This is a genomic window from Nicoletella semolina, assembly GCF_004345745.1.
Classification (GTDB): domain Bacteria; phylum Pseudomonadota; class Gammaproteobacteria; order Enterobacterales; family Pasteurellaceae; genus Nicoletella; species Nicoletella semolina.
The window spans coordinates 30614-46090 of the sequence record NZ_SLXJ01000009.1; the positions used below are offsets into that span (position 1 = coordinate 30614).

Genomic DNA, 15477 nt, shown 5'->3' on the forward strand with positions numbered 1-15477 from the left:
GGATCTTCAAATGACAGATTGGAATGGCGAATATATTAGTCCTTATGCTGAACACGGCAAGAAAAATGAGCAAGTGAAGAAAATTACAGTCTCAATCCCAATTAAAGTTCTTGAAATTTTGACCAATGAACGTACACGCCGTCAAATTCGTAACCTTCGCCACGCAACCAACAGCGAGTTGCTGTGTGAGGCTTTTCTTCACGCATTCACGGGGCAGCCACTTCCCAGCGATGATGACCTGATGAAAGAACGTAATGATGAAATTCCAGAGGTAGCGAAAGAGCAAATGCGTGAAATGGGTATCGATCCCGATGGTTGGCAATATTAATTTTTTAGTAATTATACCAGTATAAAAGATAACACTTTGATTAAGGAGCAATGTATGTCAAATTTGCCACAAATAATGCGAGAAGTACGTTGGGCGTTATGGCTGACGCTAATTTATATTCTTGGTTGGATAGGTTTTGCTTATTTTTCTCCGTCAGGACGAGGCTATCTTGGGTTCCCACTTTGGTTTGAGTTTGCTTGCATTTATTTTCCGTTACTGTTTGTATTATGTATATCAATTGTGATTAAAAAAGTATATAAGGACATTAATTTAGAAGGAAAAGAGGAGAACGTTGATGAGTAACGCTATTTTGTTTCCCCTACTTGCTTATCTTATTTTTGTTTTTGGTATCGGATTTTATGCTTATCGTAAACGTCAATCAGGTAGTTTCCTTGCTGAGTATTATGTAGGAGGGCGCTCAATGTCAGGCTTTGTGTTAGCAATGACCACAGCCGCTACCTATGTTGGTGCAAGTAGCTTTATCGGTGGACCAGGGGCGGCGTATAAATATGGTTTAGGCTGGGTATTGCTGGCGATGATCCAAGTTCCTGCGGTCTTACTTTCATTAGGTGTATTGGGCAAAAAATTTGCGATATTAGCTCGCCAAACGGAGAGTGTTACGATCAACGATATGCTACTCGCTCGCTATAAAAGTCCGCTGGTTGTTTGGCTTTCTAGTCTATCATTGCTCTTTTCTTTCTTTGCTATGATGATGGTGCAATTTATTGGTGCAGGGCGACTATTAGAGACAACACTTGGCATTTCTTATACACATTCGGTGATCATTTTTGCTTTGACTGTTGGTATCTATACCTTCATCGGTGGTTTTCGTGCCGTGGTTTTAACCGATACCATTCAAGGTATTGTGATGATATTTGGCACGTTGCTGCTGCTAGCTGGTGTGATTTACGCCACAGGCGGTATTGAAAACGCAGTCAACCAACTAGAACAGATTAATCCACAATTAACCTCACCCTATGGCATTGATGAACGTCCTTTAGACTTTACCTTTATGACCTCTTTTTGGGTGTTAGTCTGCTTTGGGCTAATTGGACTACCTCATCTTGCGGTGCGGAGTATGGCGTATAAAAATAGTCAAGCACTACACCGAGCTATGATTATAGGTACAGCAGTCGTCGCAATATTGATGTTTGGAATGCATTTATCGGGGGCATTAGGTCGGACGTTACTTCCTGATCTTAAAGTGGCGGATCAAGTCATTCCAACATTAATGCTGCAAGTTTTACCGCCTGTCGCTGCAGGAATTTTTCTCGCTACACCAATGGCGGCAATTATGTCCTCCATTGATTCAATGCTCATTCAATCTTCCTCGACATTGATTAAAGATTTATATATCAAAATTCGCCCAAATGAGATAAAAAATGAACAGCGAATTAAACTTTTTTCAACTTTGACAACGTTGATCCTCACGGTTTTGGTGGTATTGGCAGCAATTGAACCCCCAGATATGCTTATTTGGCTCAATTTGCTCTCCTTGGGAGGATTGGAAGCAACATTTCTATGGGTGATTGTACTTGGATTGTATTGGAAAAAAGCGAATGCAATGGGGGCGATTTTCTCAATGATTGCAGGCTTAAGCAGCTATATTATTGTGACCAGCTTTGGTATCAAAATTTTCCATTTCCACGCTATTGTACCTGCCCTAATTATTGGTCTGACAGGATTTCTTATCGGCAATATATTTGGGAACAAGTTAGACAAACAGTCCTAGTGTGTCTAATCATACAGATTAATCATATTTTAAAAACAAGCGGTGAATTGAGGCTAAAATTTTGCAGAGGCTACAGACTAGGTTTTAGTTTGTAGCCTATTATGACAAATTCAGGCTATAATTTTATCCACTAGCAATGAAATGAGAATTCCCTAATGATTGAAATGCAAAAAAATAGCCAAAACTCTCCGCTCTTAGATGCGGTCAATTTGAAAAAATATTACCCTGTAAAACAGAGTTTATTTAGCCAGCCTAAAATGGTCAAAGCGGTCGATGGTGTATCTTTTCAACTTGAACGAGGAAAAACTCTTGCTATTGTTGGCGAGTCTGGTTGTGGAAAATCAACATTAGGGCGAATGCTCACAATGATTGAACGCCCAACTGAAGGGGAACTGTTTTATAACGGACAGAATTTTTTAGTCAGCAACAGTGAAACGGATAAACTTCGCCGCAAAAAAATCCAAATTGTTTTCCAAAATCCCTATGCTTCACTGAATCCTCGTAAAAAAGTGGGAACAATTTTAGAAGAGCCGCTATTGATTAACACTACACTAACCCAAGCTGAACGGAAGGCAAAGGTACTGGAAATGATGGGAAAAGTAGGGCTAAAACCTGAATTTTACGATCGCTACCCACATATGTTTTCTGGTGGACAGCGGCAGCGTATTGCGATTGCTCGTGGGTTAATGCTTGATCCTGATATTGTTGTGGCAGATGAACCTGTTTCTGCATTAGATGTATCCGTCCGTGCCCAAGTATTAAATTTAATGATGGATCTACAAGATGAAATGGGACTATCCTACGTTTTTATTTCACACGATTTATCCGTTGTTGAACATATTGCTGATGAAGTATTAGTGATGTACTTAGGTCGAGTGGTTGAGCAAGGGGAAACAAAAAATATTTTTAATCACCCTCGCCACCCTTATACTCAAGCCTTGTTATCTGCCACACCACGTCTAGAGCCAGAGCAAAGAAGAGAAAGAATTAAATTAACAGGTGAATTGCCTAGTCCATTGAACCCACCAAAAGGCTGTGCATTTCACGCACGCTGTCGGCTGGCAACAGATATCTGTAGACAAGAACGTCCTGCCTTAGAACGCTATTCTGACGGCACGCAAATTGCCTGTTTTATGGTAGAAGAGTAGTGGCTAAAGAATGGTAAAGCAAATATTTAATTGCTTATTTATAATTTGTAAAATTTTGCCGATAACTGACCGCTCATTAGCGGTCAGTTTTGTTTAGGCATTTGCAAATGTGCGTTTAATCCAATAACGTTGTGTCGTTCTATCTGCAATGGTGATTTCATTTTCCAGTACGCCGCCGTTTTTCTGAATGACTTTTGCTGATGCTTGGTTTTGCTTATCGCAAGTGATCAGCACATTATTAATTTTGAGTTTATCGACTTCCTGCAAAGCTAAGCCCAACATTTCTGTCGCAAGACCTTGATTCCAATAATTGGGGTGAATGGAGTAGCCTATATGCCCCCCAACTTGATAAAGCCTATCATTTAGTTCGTGGCGAATATTGATGATACCCACTATTTTTTGCAATTCTATATGCCAAGCAAGGTAAGTTGAATCTGCGACTTTGTCAAAACCGAACAAATTTGTGCCTGCGGGGGCGTTAATATAGGCTAGCCAGCAATCGAGTTCATCATCAGCAAAATGCTCTAAACAACTTCCCCCAGCGGAGGTTTTGCCTGATTGAATGAAAGCGTGTTTATAAGCATTTAATGCTGAAAAATGCGTCTCGCTTGCGGATATTAATGTAATACGTTTCATCTGCCCTCTACATTATTAAAATATTGTTAAATCATTGATAAAAATAAGTGCTTCGTTTTGATAATACTACACTTATATTATGCGTTCAATGGTGAAATAACAACCAAGTATGTGTTATTTCTCGACATTCCATCAATTCAACGCTACAATTTGCACCTATTTTTCTATCTGTATTTTATATACCCACTCTTATTGAGGTTTAAAATGTCATTTTCTATTGAAACAACTCAAGGTTTAGAACGCCGTGCAACCATTACCGTTGAAGCTGCTCGCATTGAAGCTGGCTATAAAGAACAATTGAAAGGTTATGCGAAAAATGCACGTGTTGACGGTTTCCGCAAAGGTAAAGTGCCACATAATATTATTGAACAGCGTTATGGCTTAGCTGCTCGCCAAGATGTGTTATCAGATGAAATGCAGCGTGCATTCTTTGATGCGGTAATGAGCCAAAAAATTAATCTTGCTGGTCGTCCGACATTCACGCCGAATAACTATGAATTAGGACAAGATTTTAGCTTTACTGCAACTTTTGAAGTTTTCCCAGAAGTTGCACTAAAAGGCTTAGAAAACATTGAAGTCGAAAAACCTGTTGTTGATATTGCTGAAGCCGACTTGGATAAAATGATCGATGTGTTACGCAAACAACAAGCCACTTTTGCAGAAAGCCAAGAAGCAGCAAAGGCAGATGATCGTGTTACCATTGATTTTGTCGGCTCTGTTGATGGCGAAGAATTTGAAGGTGGCAAGGCAGATGATTTTGTGTTGCCTATGGGGCAAGGTCGGATGATCCCAGGTTTTGAAGACGGTATTGTAGGTAAAAAAGCGGGTGAACAATTTGAAATTGATGTCACCTTCCCAGAAGAATATCACGCAGAAAACCTGAAAGGTAAGGCAGCAAAATTTGCCATCACTTTGAAGAAAGTAGAAAATATTGTATTGCCTGAAGTAACAGAAGAATTTGTGAAAAAATTTGGTAATGCGAAATCTGTAGAAGATCTCCGTGCAGAAATTAAAAAGAATATGCAACGTGAGCTAAAAAATGCGGTCACTACTCGTATTAAAAAGCAAGTGATTGATGGTTTAATCGCACAAAATGAAATTGAAGTGCCAAAAGCAGCGGTAACAGAAGAAATCGGCGTATTACGTCAGCAAGCGGCTCAGCGTTTCGGCGGCAACCCAGAAATCGCTGCACAACTTCCAGCCGAATTATTTGAAGCTGAAGCAACTCGCCGTGTGCAAGTAGGCTTATTACTTTCAACCGTCATTGCCGCAAATGAATTAAAAGTTGATGAAAAACGAGTGGAAGAAACTATTGCAGAATTAGCTTCTGCTTATGAACAGCCTGCTGAAGTAGTTGAATATTATGCGAAAAATCGTCAATTAACTGAAAATATTCGCAATGTTGTTTTAGAAGAACAAGCGGTTGAAGCAGTACTTGCTAAGGCGCAAGTTACTGAAAAAGCGATGTCATTTGATGAAGTCATGGCACAACAAGCTCAGGGCTAATCTTTTTATGTAAAAACAGTAAGCGGTTGGTTTTGAACGGAAATTTGCAAAGAATTGATGTGAACTGACCGCTTTTGCTTTAAATTATTTTTATTATCCATTTATCTGTTTTTACATTTATCCGCTATTTGATCTTAATATTTTTAAACATTTCCTCACTTTAATAAGCGAGAAACATAATGGATTTAACTTTTATTCAAAAACTTCAGCTATTTGCCGCTAACAATACGATTATGGTCGTAGCGTGGGTGGCACTTTTCGTTGCTGTACTATTTAGTTTTTATAAAGCAGCCACAAACAAACATAAGGTCATCGGTAATCACGAAGCCACTTTGCTGATCAATAATCAAGAAGGGATTATCGTTGATATACGTTCTGATGACGAATTTAAATCAGGACACATCATTGATAGTCTGCACGCATTTCCAACTGATATTAAAACCGAAAAAGCCACATTTTTGAGTAAATATAAAGATCGCCCTGTTATCGTTGCCGATAATAATGGTCTACTTGCAGCAGGTTGTGCAAATGCCTTGGTGAAACAAGGATTTAGTGATGTCTATGTGTTGAAAGAAGGCATTGCTGGCTGGCGAGCAGCAAACTTACCCACAGTAAAGAAACATAAATAGTGATTCATACCACTTACTATATTTACCATTTTAACGATAAAAAGGAATAGATTATGTCAGAGAATGAAAAAGTGGCTGCCCCAGAAGCAGCAAGCGAAGGGCAAACGCCTTTCGAATTACAAATTCAACGTATTTATGTGAAAGATGTTTCTTTTGAAGCACCAAACCTCCCTCATATTTTCCAACAAGAATGGAAACCAAAATTAAGTTTTGAGCTAGATACTCAGACTAACCAAATTGCGGAAGAGACTTATGAAGTAACACTGCATATCAACGTGGAAACCACAATGGAAGATAGCAGCGATGTTGCTTTTATTTGTGAGGTTAAACAAGCTGGTGTCTTTACTATCAAAGGATTAGAAGGCGTACAACTGGCTCACTGCTTAGCTTCTCAATGTCCAAATATTCTTTATCCGTACGCTCGTGAGCTTATTGCAAGCTTGGTTAATCGTGGAACTTTCCCTGCTTTAAATCTTTCACCAGTCAATTTTGATGCACTGTTTATGGATTATCTTGAACGCCAACAGGCAGAAGCAGAAGGCGAAGTAAAAGCAAACTAAGTGTTACAAAAATAGGTATGGTACAGCGTGCCTATTTTTTTATCCTAAGCGGTCAGATTTCCCCTATTTTTTGCAAGAGGCTACAATGCACCAACCGATTTCACCTAAAATGTTCTACTACGGTTTTCCTGTTTTATTGCTCACCACTGTTGATGAAAATGGCAAGCCGAATATCAGCCCTCTTTCATCAAGTTGGTGTTTAGGTGATAATTTGGTCATTGGTGTTGGCATTTGCGGAAAAGCATTTGAAAACTTGCAACGTTGTCCTGAGGCTGTGGTGAATTTGCCTGATTCAAGCTTGTGGCAAAAAATTGAGAAAATTGCATCGCTTACAGCCAAAAGCTCCATTCCTGATCATAAAAAAGATTTCTATCAATTCTGCGATGACAAATTCAGCTATGCAGGGTTTACTACTCAGCCATCGCTTAAAGTAAAACCGCTACGCATTGCCGAATGTCCACTTCAAGCTGAAACAACCGTCAGCAATATAACTGAACGTGATAGTTATGCGATTATTGAATTAAAAATCCAACAAATCCACGCACAATCAGACCTGATCTCGACAGAAAATAAAATTGATCCGCAAAAATGGCACCCTTTGATCTATAACTTCCGTTCTTATCACGGTCTAAGTGAAAGTATAGGTAAGAATTTCAGAGCATAAACCGAGTGCAAAATGAACAAAGACAATCCACATTTCCCAATTTCCGTGCTTGGAGCAGGCTCATATGGTACTGCTTTGGCGATTGCTCTTGCTCGTAATGGACACCAGACCTATCTCTGGGGGCATAATCCGACGAAAATGGCAATACTTGCTCAAGACCGCCAAAACCAAGCATTTTTACCCAATATTCTATTTCCTGAAACGCTCACTATCGAAACCGATCTAACACAGGCTTTGGCGAAATCAGACAACTTGCTGATCGTTGTTCCAAGCCATGTTTTTTCGCAGATTTTACAACAAATCCAACCGTTTTTACGCCCTAGCCATCGCATTATGTGGGCAACGAAAGGGCTAGAACGTGATACAGGTCGGCTTTTACAGACTGTTACCGAAGAAATTATTGGTCAAAATTACCCTCTAGCGGTGCTTTCTGGTCCCACTTTTGCAAAAGAGCTTGCCGAAGGTATGCCAACTGCTATTGCTCTCGCTTCCAACGATTCACAGTTTGCAGACGAGATGCAACAGCGAATCCATTGTTCAAAATCGTTTAGGGTGTACCTCAACAATGATATGATAGGTGTACAACTTGGTGGGGCAATTAAGAATGTGATTGCCATTGGTGCAGGTATTGCTGATGGAATGGGATTTGGTGCAAATGCTCGAACTGCATTAATTACTCGAGGCTTGGCGGAAATCAGCCGATTGGGTGTTGCAATGGGTGCCGATCCGAAGACATTTATGGGAATGGCAGGTTTGGGAGATTTGGTACTGACTTGTACGGATAATCAATCTCGCAACCGCCGTTTTGGCTTAATGTTAGGTCAAGGTAAAACGGCTGGAGAAGCGATGACAGAAATTGGTCAAGTGGTGGAAGGGTTTTATAATACGAAAGAAGCCTACTTACTCGCTCAACAACAAGGAGTTGAAATGCCGATTGTTGAACAAATTTATCAAATGCTATTTTGTGGAAAAAAAGCGGTCGATGTGGCGGCGTCTCTGCTGGGACGTGAGCGAAAAGGTGAATAAATTTGCAAAAAATCAATGCAAAATGACCGCTTGTGAGGGATAAAAATGGATAAAACGAAAAAAACAATTTTGCAGATTTGGCAATCTATCCGAAAAGAAGCTCAAGAATTGGTGAATAATGAGCCGATGTTGGCCAGTTTTTTTCACGCAACAATCCTTAAGCACAATCATTTAGGCGATGCATTAAGTTATATCCTTGCCAATAAGCTGGCGAATGCCATTATGCCTGCCATCTCTTTAAAAGAAATTATTGAAGAGGCCTATAGAGCTGTGCCTGATTTGATTGCAAGTGCGGCAAGTGATATTGAGGCTGTGCTATCTCGTGATCCTGCGGTGGATAAATGGAGTACGCCGCTACTGTATCTAAAAGGCTTTCATGCGCTACAAAGTTATCGAGTAACCCATCATTTGTGGACACAAGGGCGTAGGGATCTTGCGGTTTATTTACAAAATGAAATTTCGGTGGCATTTGATGTAGATATTCACCCTGCTGCTAAAATCGGTTGTGGCATTATGCTTGACCACGCAACAGGAATTGTGGTCGGTGAAACATCGGTGATCGAAAATGATGTTTCAATTTTACAAGGTGTAACACTCGGTGGAACAGGAAAAGAGAGCGGAGATCGCCACCCTAAAATTCGTGAGGGAGTGATGATTGGTGCGGGAGCAAAAGTTTTGGGGAATATTGAAATCGGACGATATGCTAAAATTGGGGCAAATTCTGTTGTATTGCAGCCTATTCCTGACTATGCTACTGCCGCGGGTGTACCTGCTAAAGTTATCTGTACATCAAATATGCAAAAGCCTGCTTTTGATATGAACCAATATTTTGAAGACAGTAAACTTATCCCTAGCGAGTAGCTATAATGAAGTTAGTGCGAGTTGCATTGCCTATTCCGCTTAATCGCCATTTTGATTATTTACTCCCCTCTGAAATGGCTCCGCTAAAAGGTAGCAGGGTGCTTGTGCCTTTTGGCACACAAAAAAAAGTCGGCATTGTGATTGAGCTACCCTTTGAAAGTGAAGTGCCAAAAGAGAAATTAAAACCTATCCACGCCGTACTTGATGAGCATTCGTTGTTTACTCAATCAATGTGGGCGTTACTAAATTGGGCGAGCCACTATTATCACGCTCCTTTAGGTGAAGTGTTGCATAGTGCTTTACCTGTAAGACTACGCCAAGGGGAAAACTGTACATTACCCACGCCCAATTATTTTTGTATCACGCCACAAGGCAAGGCAGCATTAACAAATGGGGCATTATCTCGAGCAAAAAAACAACTGGCGTGGTTACTAGAATGTAATAAATTTGCAAATTTTTTCGAAAAACCGACTGCTTGTCCTGCTTCAATATGGCGTTCTTTATTGGATAAGGGGCATATTGTCCCTTTTCAGCCGCCATTAATATCGCTTTCTTGGCAACAAAGATTAGCCAATCAACCCATTTGTCGTTCAACAAACCGCCCCACTCTCAATCCACAGCAAAGTCTGGTTGTTGGGCGTTTAGCTCATCAGTTAGATTTTTCGGTTTTTTTACTAAACGGCGTAACAGGCTCTGGGAAAACGGAAGTTTATTTGCAAGTAATTGAGCAAGTGCTTGAACGTGGTCAGCAGGTATTGGTGCTTGTACCTGAAATTGGGCTGACCCCTCAGACCATTACTCGATTTCAAGCTCGTTTTAATGTTGAAATTGACACTCTTCATTCTAATCTTAATGATGTTCAGCGGCTCAGCGTGTGGCTTCGAGCCAAACACGGCGAAAATGCGATTGTGATTGGAACACGTTCTGCTTTGTTTACTCAATTTTCAAATTTAGGGCTTATCATTATTGATGAGGAACATGATGCTTCATTCAAACAACAAGAAGGCTGGCGTTATCACGCAAGGGACTTGGCGATTCTTCGTGCTAAAAATAGTAATATCCCCATCATTTTAGGTTCAGCGACCCCCAGTTTAGAAAGCCTATATAATGTACAACAGGGCAAATTTATCGAATTATCGCTCAATATACGAGCAGGGAACGCTAAATTTGCAAATCAGCGAGTGATTGATCTCAAAACACAACGCCTCTTTTCTGGGATATCTGAAGGCTTACTAGCAATGATGAAAAATCATCTAGAAAAAGGCAATCAGGTAATGTTATTTTTAAACCGACGAGGCTTCGCCCCCGTATTACTCTGCCACGAATGTGGTTGGATATGTGAGTGTCAGGCGTGTGAAAAGGCTTATACCTATCATCAAAAACAACGTGTTTTACGCTGCCATCACTGTACAGCCCAGTCTGTTATACCTCGCCAGTGTGGACATTGTGGTTCAACCCATTTAATTACAACAGGCATTGGCACAGAGCAGATCGAACAAGTATTAACTCAATATTTTCCACAATATGCCATTGCTCGTATTGATCGTGATAGTACCGCTCGTAAGGGCGAATTGGAAAATCAACTCAAAATGATCCAATCAGGCAAGAGCCAAATCTTAATTGGTACGCAGATGTTAGCGAAAGGACATCATTTTCCCAATGTAACCTTAGTAGCATTAGTCAATGTAGATAGTAGTCTTTTTTCCACGGATTTTCGTGCAGAAGAGCGTTTAGCACAACTTTATGTTCAAGTAGCAGGACGAGCAGGACGAGGAGAAAAGCAGGGGACAGTTGTGCTGCAAACACATTATGCCGAACACCCATTGCTTAATACCTTGTTGGAAGAAGGCTATCAACAATTTGCACAACAAGCACTTATAATGCGTAAAAAGATGAATCTGCCTCCCTTTACCGCACAAGTGCTTTTTAGAGCAACAGGTAAAAATAATCAGAATGTTGAACTATTTTTGAATGAATTGACCGCTTGTCTTCAGCAATATATTGATAATATAGGCGATAAAAATTTTAGATTAATTGGACCATTTAGTGCAGTGATAGCTAAAAAGGCGGGGCATTACCGTTGGCAATTATTACTTCAACATTTCTCACGTCAAAAAATTCAGAAATGTTTACACTATTTTGATGCTATCAGAGAGCAGTTTCTACGTTATGACATACATCTTATTGTCGATATTGATCCGCAAGATTTGGGTTAAATTAACATACAAAAAAATCCCTCTTTTAGATACTGATTTCAATCGAATACTAAAAGAGAGATAAAATAAATACGATGAAAAAATATAGCTATTACTTAGCTCATACCGTATTTTTTTAATTTCTTGCGTAATGTACCACGATTGATACCCAACATTGTGGCAGCACGAGTTTGATTACCTCGTGTATATTGCATAACGATATCAAGCATTGGGTGCTCAATTTCAGACAAAACCAACTCATATAACTCTGTTGGATCTTCACCGCTTAATTGTGCTAGATAGTTTTTTAGAGCTTGTTTCACATTATCACGCAGAGGTTTATTAACTTGTTGTGCTTGTGAGTTAAGCATAGAGACCGTTAATGGGTTTTGTGTTGTTTGTTGTTCTAACATTGTCTTTATCCAACTGATTTAAGATTCTAGCGAATCGAGTTTATAAAATCTTCTAATGCTTCAATTTGTGCTGATGCAGCATCTAAAGCATTAAAAGTGCGTTTAAAAGTTAAGTTTGAGTTAAGCTGTTCCACATACCAGCCTACATGCTTGCGTGCGATACGATAGCCTTTTTCTTCCCCATAAAAGAGATGTAGTGCTTGAATATGCTTCAACATTATTTGACATTTTTTCTCAAGAGAAAATGCAGTTTTATGTTCTCCGTCCTCCAAAAAATCGGCAATTTCCTGAAATATCCAAGGACGACCTAAACTACCACGTCCAATCATTACAGCATCTGCCTGTGTGTAATCCAGCACTTTTTTGGCTTTTTGAGGAGAAATAATATCGCCATTGGCAATAATTGGAATCGAAACGGTCTGCTTGACGGCCTTGATACTGTCGTATTCTGCTTCACCATCGAATAAGCAATTTCTTGTTCGACCGTGAATGCTTAACGCACAGATGCCTGCTTGCTCTGCAATTTTAGCAATCTCTACACAATTTCGATTATTAAGATCCCACCCTGTTCTAATTTTCAGGGTTACAGGCACATCAACAGCATCGACGACTGCATTTAAGATATCCGCTACTAAATAAGGATCACGCAAAAGGACAGAACCCGCCATTTTTTTGTTTACCTTCTTTGCAGGACACCCCATATTAATATCAATCACATCAGCACCATAGGTAACATTAACCTTAGCTGCTTCAGCCATTTCTGTGGGATCTGATCCTGCTATCTGTACGGCATTTATTCCAATATCACGATGAAATGCTAACCGCAATTTCGATTTCTCGGTATGCCATACATCAGGGTTTGTGGACATCATTTCTGAAAAAGTCAGCCCTGCACCAAATTGGCTACATAATCGCCGAAAAGGTAAATCGGTAATTCCCGCCATTGGTGCGAGGAAAATACGGTTTGTTATCTCATATTGCCCTATTCGCATACCTTATCCACCGATTATTTTTTAACGCATATTTTCATACATAATATCCAAATAAAAAGTACGGCGTGAACCGTACTTTTTACTCTGCTTGGTTAGAAATCTTCTTCCTAATGCAAGGGGGCGTATGATACGCATTTTTTTACCATTTTGGAAGCCTATTTATTCAACAACCTAATAAAAAACAAATAAATCTAAAAAAATGACCGCTTATAGCATTGGCGAGTGAGATTTATTCAGCAATTTTGCCAATAAATCCTCTACACGATTTTCGACTTGCTCACTGACTCGTTGCGTGAGCTTCTTCTTTTGTAAATACCTGACTTCAATCACCTCTTTTTCTTTTATCGCATTGAGAATCAGATCATCACTGGTTGAAATGTTATCAACTAATTGCAGTGTAATTGCCTGTTGTCCAAACCAATGTTCACCCGTTGCAACTTTTTCTATGTCCAACTGCGGACGGTGCTTGGCGACAAATTCTTTAAATAATTGGTGTGTTTGTTCTAATTCCTGTTGAAATTTCTGTTTCCCTTTTTCGGTATTTTCACCCACAATGGTAACGGTACGTTTATATTCACCTGCCGTCATCACATCGACATCAATATGATGTTTCTGTAAAAAACGATGTACATTAGGTACTTGAGCAACTACGCCAATTGAACCGATAACCGCAAAAGGTGCACTGACAATTTTATCGGCAATACACGCCATCATATACCCTCCACTGGCTGCCACCTTATCCACGGCAATTGTCAATGGGATATGCCTCTCTTTCAGACGCTGTAATTGCGAAGCTGCTAACCCATAACTATGTACGACGCCTCCAGGGCTTTCCAGTTTAAGCAACACTGCATCATTGTTTGGATCAGCGAGCGTAAGAATGACATCAATTTCTTTACGTAATGCAGTTACCGCACTGGCTTGAATATCGCCTTGAAAATCTAAAACAAACAATCGAGAAGAGGGCTTTTCTCGAGCAAAGATACCACGTTTTAGCTGTACTTTCTCTGCTTTATGTTTCGCTTTTTCTGCCTTTTTTTCCTGTTTTTCTTGATGTTTCTGTTCAAGATCGCTTAGAAAAGATTGAGTTAATTTTTTGTGCTGTTTTTGGTATTTTTTGGTAAGGTTAGTGATCTTAATAGAGCCACCCTCAGACTGTTTACGCTGAGTAATCATTAACATCACAATCATCGCAACAATGCCGAACAGCGTTAATAACTCCAATAAAAAAATCCCATAATTAAGTAAAACTTCTTTCCACATATTGTTATTTCCTTTTTTGCTATAATTAAACTGGTAAGCGGTATGATAACGTAAAATATTCACAAGCAACTAAACAGCAATACGGTTAATCAAGAGTACGAGATAAAGCCGTTACCACTGTGAGTTTTAAAGCTAATACCCGATTTCAACAGGCAAATTGGCTCTAACCCAACCGTCAAATCCCCCCTTAATGCTATAAACACGCTCAAATCCTTGTTCTACCAAAAATTGTGCTGTGTTTTGACTACTTACACCGTGATAACAACTGACTAAAATGGGCTGATCATAATCGTATTCATCTAAAAAGTAGCCATAACTTTGATTGGTTAAATGAAATGCACCTTGTGGGCGGCTATGACTAAAACGTACCATATCCCGAATATCAACCAACACAGCGTCTTCCGTTTGTAACATTTCCCACGCTTGCTGTGGACTAATTTCTGTAAAAGTATCTGACATAGTTATCACCAATCTATTTTCTAAGAACATTCATCACAAGATTTGCGAATATAACATCAAATGAGAAATTGTAAATTGATCTTCAGATTGAAATTTAATATAAAAGTTATATAATCAAGAACCATTCTCAAAAAAATAACATACTCTTTATAGGTAATACAATGGATCACTTTTTTCAATTTCTACAACATTACATCGACTACATCATTCTTGGTATTCTGGCCTTTATGAGCATTATTCTGTTTGCAAAAGTCATTGAGCGTTTCTTCTTCTACAGTAAAGTGAATGTGAATGATTATGCCACATTAGAAGAATTAGAAATTGATCTCACTCATAATCTCACCACCATTTCAACTATTGGTTCAAACGCCCCTTACATTGGTTTACTTGGGACGGTTATCGGAATTTTGCTAACCTTTTATGAATTAGGGCATTCAGGTGGGGATATTGATGCAGCTTCTATTATGGTGCATTTATCGCTTGCACTTAAAGCCACCGCAGTCGGTATTCTCGTCGCTATTCCAGCAATGATGTTTTACAACGGTTTTGGACGCAAAGTTGAACAAAATAAACTGAAATGGCAAGCTCTTGCTACACGAAAGTCTTCTTAGAAAAGTAACAAGCGGTTAAATAATCGAAAAAATTTGCAAATGATGAGGTTGCAATGAAAAAATTTGATGAAATTAATATAATTCCTTTTATTGATATAATGCTAGTGTTACTTGCGATTGTCTTAATTACAGCATCTTTCATTTCACAAGGAAAAATTCAAGTCAATGTGCCAAAAGCATCAACCACACAAACAATAAAAGCAGATGAATTGGCTAAACTACTGACCATCACTGAAAATAATGAATTTTTTTATAACGACAAACCCATTGATAAAGAACAGCTTTCTCAAGAGATTGCAACGTGGGATAAAACCCAAAAAGTAACGCTGAAAGTTGATGGTGCTGTAGCGTTTGAAAAATTTGTTGAAATCACTGATCTTCTTGCATTGAATCAAATCAAAAATGTGGCAATTATCACTAAAAAAGAAAACGCAAGCAAATAAGGTGATAGAGA

Annotated in this window: 18 protein-coding genes; 13 read left to right on the top strand and 5 right to left on the bottom strand. The window is 39.3% G+C overall.

The genetic code is table 11. From position 1 onward, the window contains the following. Positions 1-10: 10 nt before the first annotated feature. The 4 genes from metJ to EV693_RS06570 all read left to right on the top strand — a co-directional run bounded on the left by metJ (position 11) and on the right by EV693_RS06570 (position 3208). Positions 11-328 (top strand): met regulon transcriptional regulator MetJ, encoded by a 318-nt coding sequence (metJ, locus tag EV693_RS06555; RefSeq protein WP_132501569.1) that lies wholly within the window; start codon positions 11-13, stop codon positions 326-328. A 54-nt stretch (positions 329-382) separates the two neighbouring features. Next, a complete protein-coding gene (locus EV693_RS06560) occupies positions 383-631 on the top strand; it encodes a YhdT family protein (RefSeq protein WP_132501570.1) in 249 nt (82 codons plus the stop codon). Continuing rightward, positions 624-2060, top strand: a complete 1437-nt coding sequence (gene panF, locus EV693_RS06565; RefSeq protein WP_132501571.1) for a sodium/pantothenate symporter — start codon at positions 624-626, stop codon at positions 2058-2060. The genes EV693_RS06560 and panF overlap by 8 nt, the downstream gene beginning before the upstream one ends. A 155-nt stretch (positions 2061-2215) precedes the next feature. Next, positions 2216-3208, top strand: a complete 993-nt coding sequence (locus EV693_RS06570; RefSeq protein WP_132501572.1) for a peptide ABC transporter ATP-binding protein — start codon at positions 2216-2218, stop codon at positions 3206-3208. A 93-nt stretch (positions 3209-3301) separates the two neighbouring features. On the opposite strand, the gene EV693_RS06575 is transcribed toward EV693_RS06570, so the two are convergent. Then, positions 3302-3844: a GNAT family N-acetyltransferase gene (locus tag EV693_RS06575; RefSeq protein ID WP_132501573.1), complete on the bottom strand. Its 543-nt coding sequence runs from the start codon at positions 3842-3844 to the stop codon at positions 3302-3304. 204 nt (positions 3845-4048) lie between these two features. On the opposite strand from EV693_RS06575, the gene tig reads away from it, so the two are divergent. From tig to priA, 7 genes are all read left to right on the top strand, one after another. After that, on the top strand, positions 4049-5350 hold the full coding sequence (tig, locus tag EV693_RS06580; RefSeq protein WP_132501574.1) for a trigger factor: 1302 nt from the start codon (positions 4049-4051) through the stop codon (positions 5348-5350). Between the two features lie 179 nt (positions 5351-5529). Continuing rightward, positions 5530-5979 carry a rhodanese-like domain-containing protein gene (locus EV693_RS06585; protein WP_132501575.1) on the top strand — a complete coding sequence of 150 codons (450 nt, stop codon included), beginning with the start codon at positions 5530-5532 and terminating at the stop codon, positions 5977-5979. Positions 5980-6032: 53 nt separating this feature from the next. Beyond that, complete coding sequence (gene secB, locus EV693_RS06590; RefSeq protein WP_132501576.1) at positions 6033-6539, top strand: protein-export chaperone SecB; 507 nt, start codon at positions 6033-6035, stop codon at positions 6537-6539. A gap of 85 nt (positions 6540-6624) precedes the next feature. Further along, positions 6625-7203: a flavin reductase family protein gene (locus EV693_RS06595; RefSeq protein WP_132501577.1), complete on the top strand. Its 579-nt coding sequence runs from the start codon at positions 6625-6627 to the stop codon at positions 7201-7203. A gap of 12 nt (positions 7204-7215) precedes the next feature. Then, the gene (gene gpsA / locus EV693_RS06600) at positions 7216-8229 is read left to right on the top strand and encodes an NAD(P)H-dependent glycerol-3-phosphate dehydrogenase (protein ID WP_132501578.1); all 1014 of its coding nucleotides are present in this window, start codon (positions 7216-7218) and stop codon (positions 8227-8229) included. 45 nt (positions 8230-8274) lie between these two features. Then, complete coding sequence (cysE, locus tag EV693_RS06605) at positions 8275-9090, top strand: serine O-acetyltransferase (protein ID WP_132501579.1); 816 nt, start codon at positions 8275-8277, stop codon at positions 9088-9090. Positions 9091-9095: 5 nt separating this feature from the next. Then, the gene (priA, locus tag EV693_RS06610; protein ID WP_132501580.1) at positions 9096-11306 is read left to right on the top strand and encodes a primosomal protein N'; all 2211 of its coding nucleotides are present in this window, start codon (positions 9096-9098) and stop codon (positions 11304-11306) included. Positions 11307-11401: 95 nt separating this feature from the next. Here priA and fis read toward each other — a convergent pair whose 3' ends face one another. The 4 genes from fis to glpE all read right to left on the bottom strand — a co-directional run bounded on the left by fis (position 11402) and on the right by glpE (position 14412). Then, positions 11402-11698 carry a DNA-binding transcriptional regulator Fis gene (fis, locus tag EV693_RS06615; protein WP_132501581.1) on the bottom strand — a complete coding sequence of 99 codons (297 nt, stop codon included), beginning with the start codon at positions 11696-11698 and terminating at the stop codon, positions 11402-11404. A gap of 26 nt (positions 11699-11724) precedes the next feature. Further along, positions 11725-12690, bottom strand: coding sequence for a tRNA dihydrouridine synthase DusB (gene dusB / locus EV693_RS06620; RefSeq protein WP_132501582.1), 966 nt, complete (start codon positions 12688-12690; stop codon positions 11725-11727). A 207-nt stretch (positions 12691-12897) separates the two neighbouring features. Next, entirely contained in the window at positions 12898-13953 is a 1056-nt protein-coding gene (gene sohB, locus EV693_RS06625; RefSeq protein WP_132501583.1) for a protease SohB, read from the bottom strand. 132 nt (positions 13954-14085) lie between these two features. Then, entirely contained in the window at positions 14086-14412 is a 327-nt protein-coding gene (gene glpE, locus EV693_RS06630) for a thiosulfate sulfurtransferase GlpE (RefSeq protein WP_132501584.1), read from the bottom strand. Between the two features lie 161 nt (positions 14413-14573). Here glpE and exbB point away from each other — a divergent pair, with 161 nt between their 5' ends. Further along, positions 14574-15023 (top strand): TonB-system energizer ExbB, encoded by a 450-nt coding sequence (gene exbB / locus EV693_RS06635; RefSeq protein ID WP_132501585.1) that lies wholly within the window; start codon positions 14574-14576, stop codon positions 15021-15023. A gap of 53 nt (positions 15024-15076) precedes the next feature. Beyond that, positions 15077-15466 (top strand): TonB system transport protein ExbD, encoded by a 390-nt coding sequence (gene exbD / locus EV693_RS06640; RefSeq protein ID WP_132501586.1) that lies wholly within the window; start codon positions 15077-15079, stop codon positions 15464-15466. Positions 15467-15477 lie beyond the last annotated feature (11 nt).

Coding starts and splice junctions, on each gene's coding strand:
- EV693_RS06560 (WP_132501570.1), top strand. CDS start 383: ATGTCAAATTTGCCACAAATAATGCGAGAAGTACGTTGGGCGTTATGG.
- tig (WP_132501574.1), top strand. CDS start 4,049: ATGTCATTTTCTATTGAAACAACTCAAGGTTTAGAACGCCGTGCAACC.
- exbD (WP_132501586.1), top strand. CDS start 15,077: ATGAAAAAATTTGATGAAATTAATATAATTCCTTTTATTGATATAATG.
- secB (WP_132501576.1), top strand. CDS start 6,033: ATGTCAGAGAATGAAAAAGTGGCTGCCCCAGAAGCAGCAAGCGAAGGG.
- EV693_RS06570 (WP_132501572.1), top strand. CDS start 2,216: ATGATTGAAATGCAAAAAAATAGCCAAAACTCTCCGCTCTTAGATGCG.
- priA (WP_132501580.1), top strand. CDS start 9,096: ATGAAGTTAGTGCGAGTTGCATTGCCTATTCCGCTTAATCGCCATTTT.
- fis (WP_132501581.1), bottom strand. CDS start 11,698: ATGTTAGAACAACAAACAACACAAAACCCATTAACGGTCTCTATGCTT.
- EV693_RS06595 (WP_132501577.1), top strand. CDS start 6,625: ATGCACCAACCGATTTCACCTAAAATGTTCTACTACGGTTTTCCTGTT.
- gpsA (WP_132501578.1), top strand. CDS start 7,216: ATGAACAAAGACAATCCACATTTCCCAATTTCCGTGCTTGGAGCAGGC.
- exbB (WP_132501585.1), top strand. CDS start 14,574: ATGGATCACTTTTTTCAATTTCTACAACATTACATCGACTACATCATT.
- metJ (WP_132501569.1), top strand. CDS start 11: ATGACAGATTGGAATGGCGAATATATTAGTCCTTATGCTGAACACGGC.
- EV693_RS06585 (WP_132501575.1), top strand. CDS start 5,530: ATGGATTTAACTTTTATTCAAAAACTTCAGCTATTTGCCGCTAACAAT.
- dusB (WP_132501582.1), bottom strand. CDS start 12,690: ATGCGAATAGGGCAATATGAGATAACAAACCGTATTTTCCTCGCACCA.
- EV693_RS06575 (WP_132501573.1), bottom strand. CDS start 3,844: ATGAAACGTATTACATTAATATCCGCAAGCGAGACGCATTTTTCAGCA.
- sohB (WP_132501583.1), bottom strand. CDS start 13,953: ATGTGGAAAGAAGTTTTACTTAATTATGGGATTTTTTTATTGGAGTTA.
- panF (WP_132501571.1), top strand. CDS start 624: ATGAGTAACGCTATTTTGTTTCCCCTACTTGCTTATCTTATTTTTGTT.
- glpE (WP_132501584.1), bottom strand. CDS start 14,412: ATGTCAGATACTTTTACAGAAATTAGTCCACAGCAAGCGTGGGAAATG.
- cysE (WP_132501579.1), top strand. CDS start 8,275: ATGGATAAAACGAAAAAAACAATTTTGCAGATTTGGCAATCTATCCGA.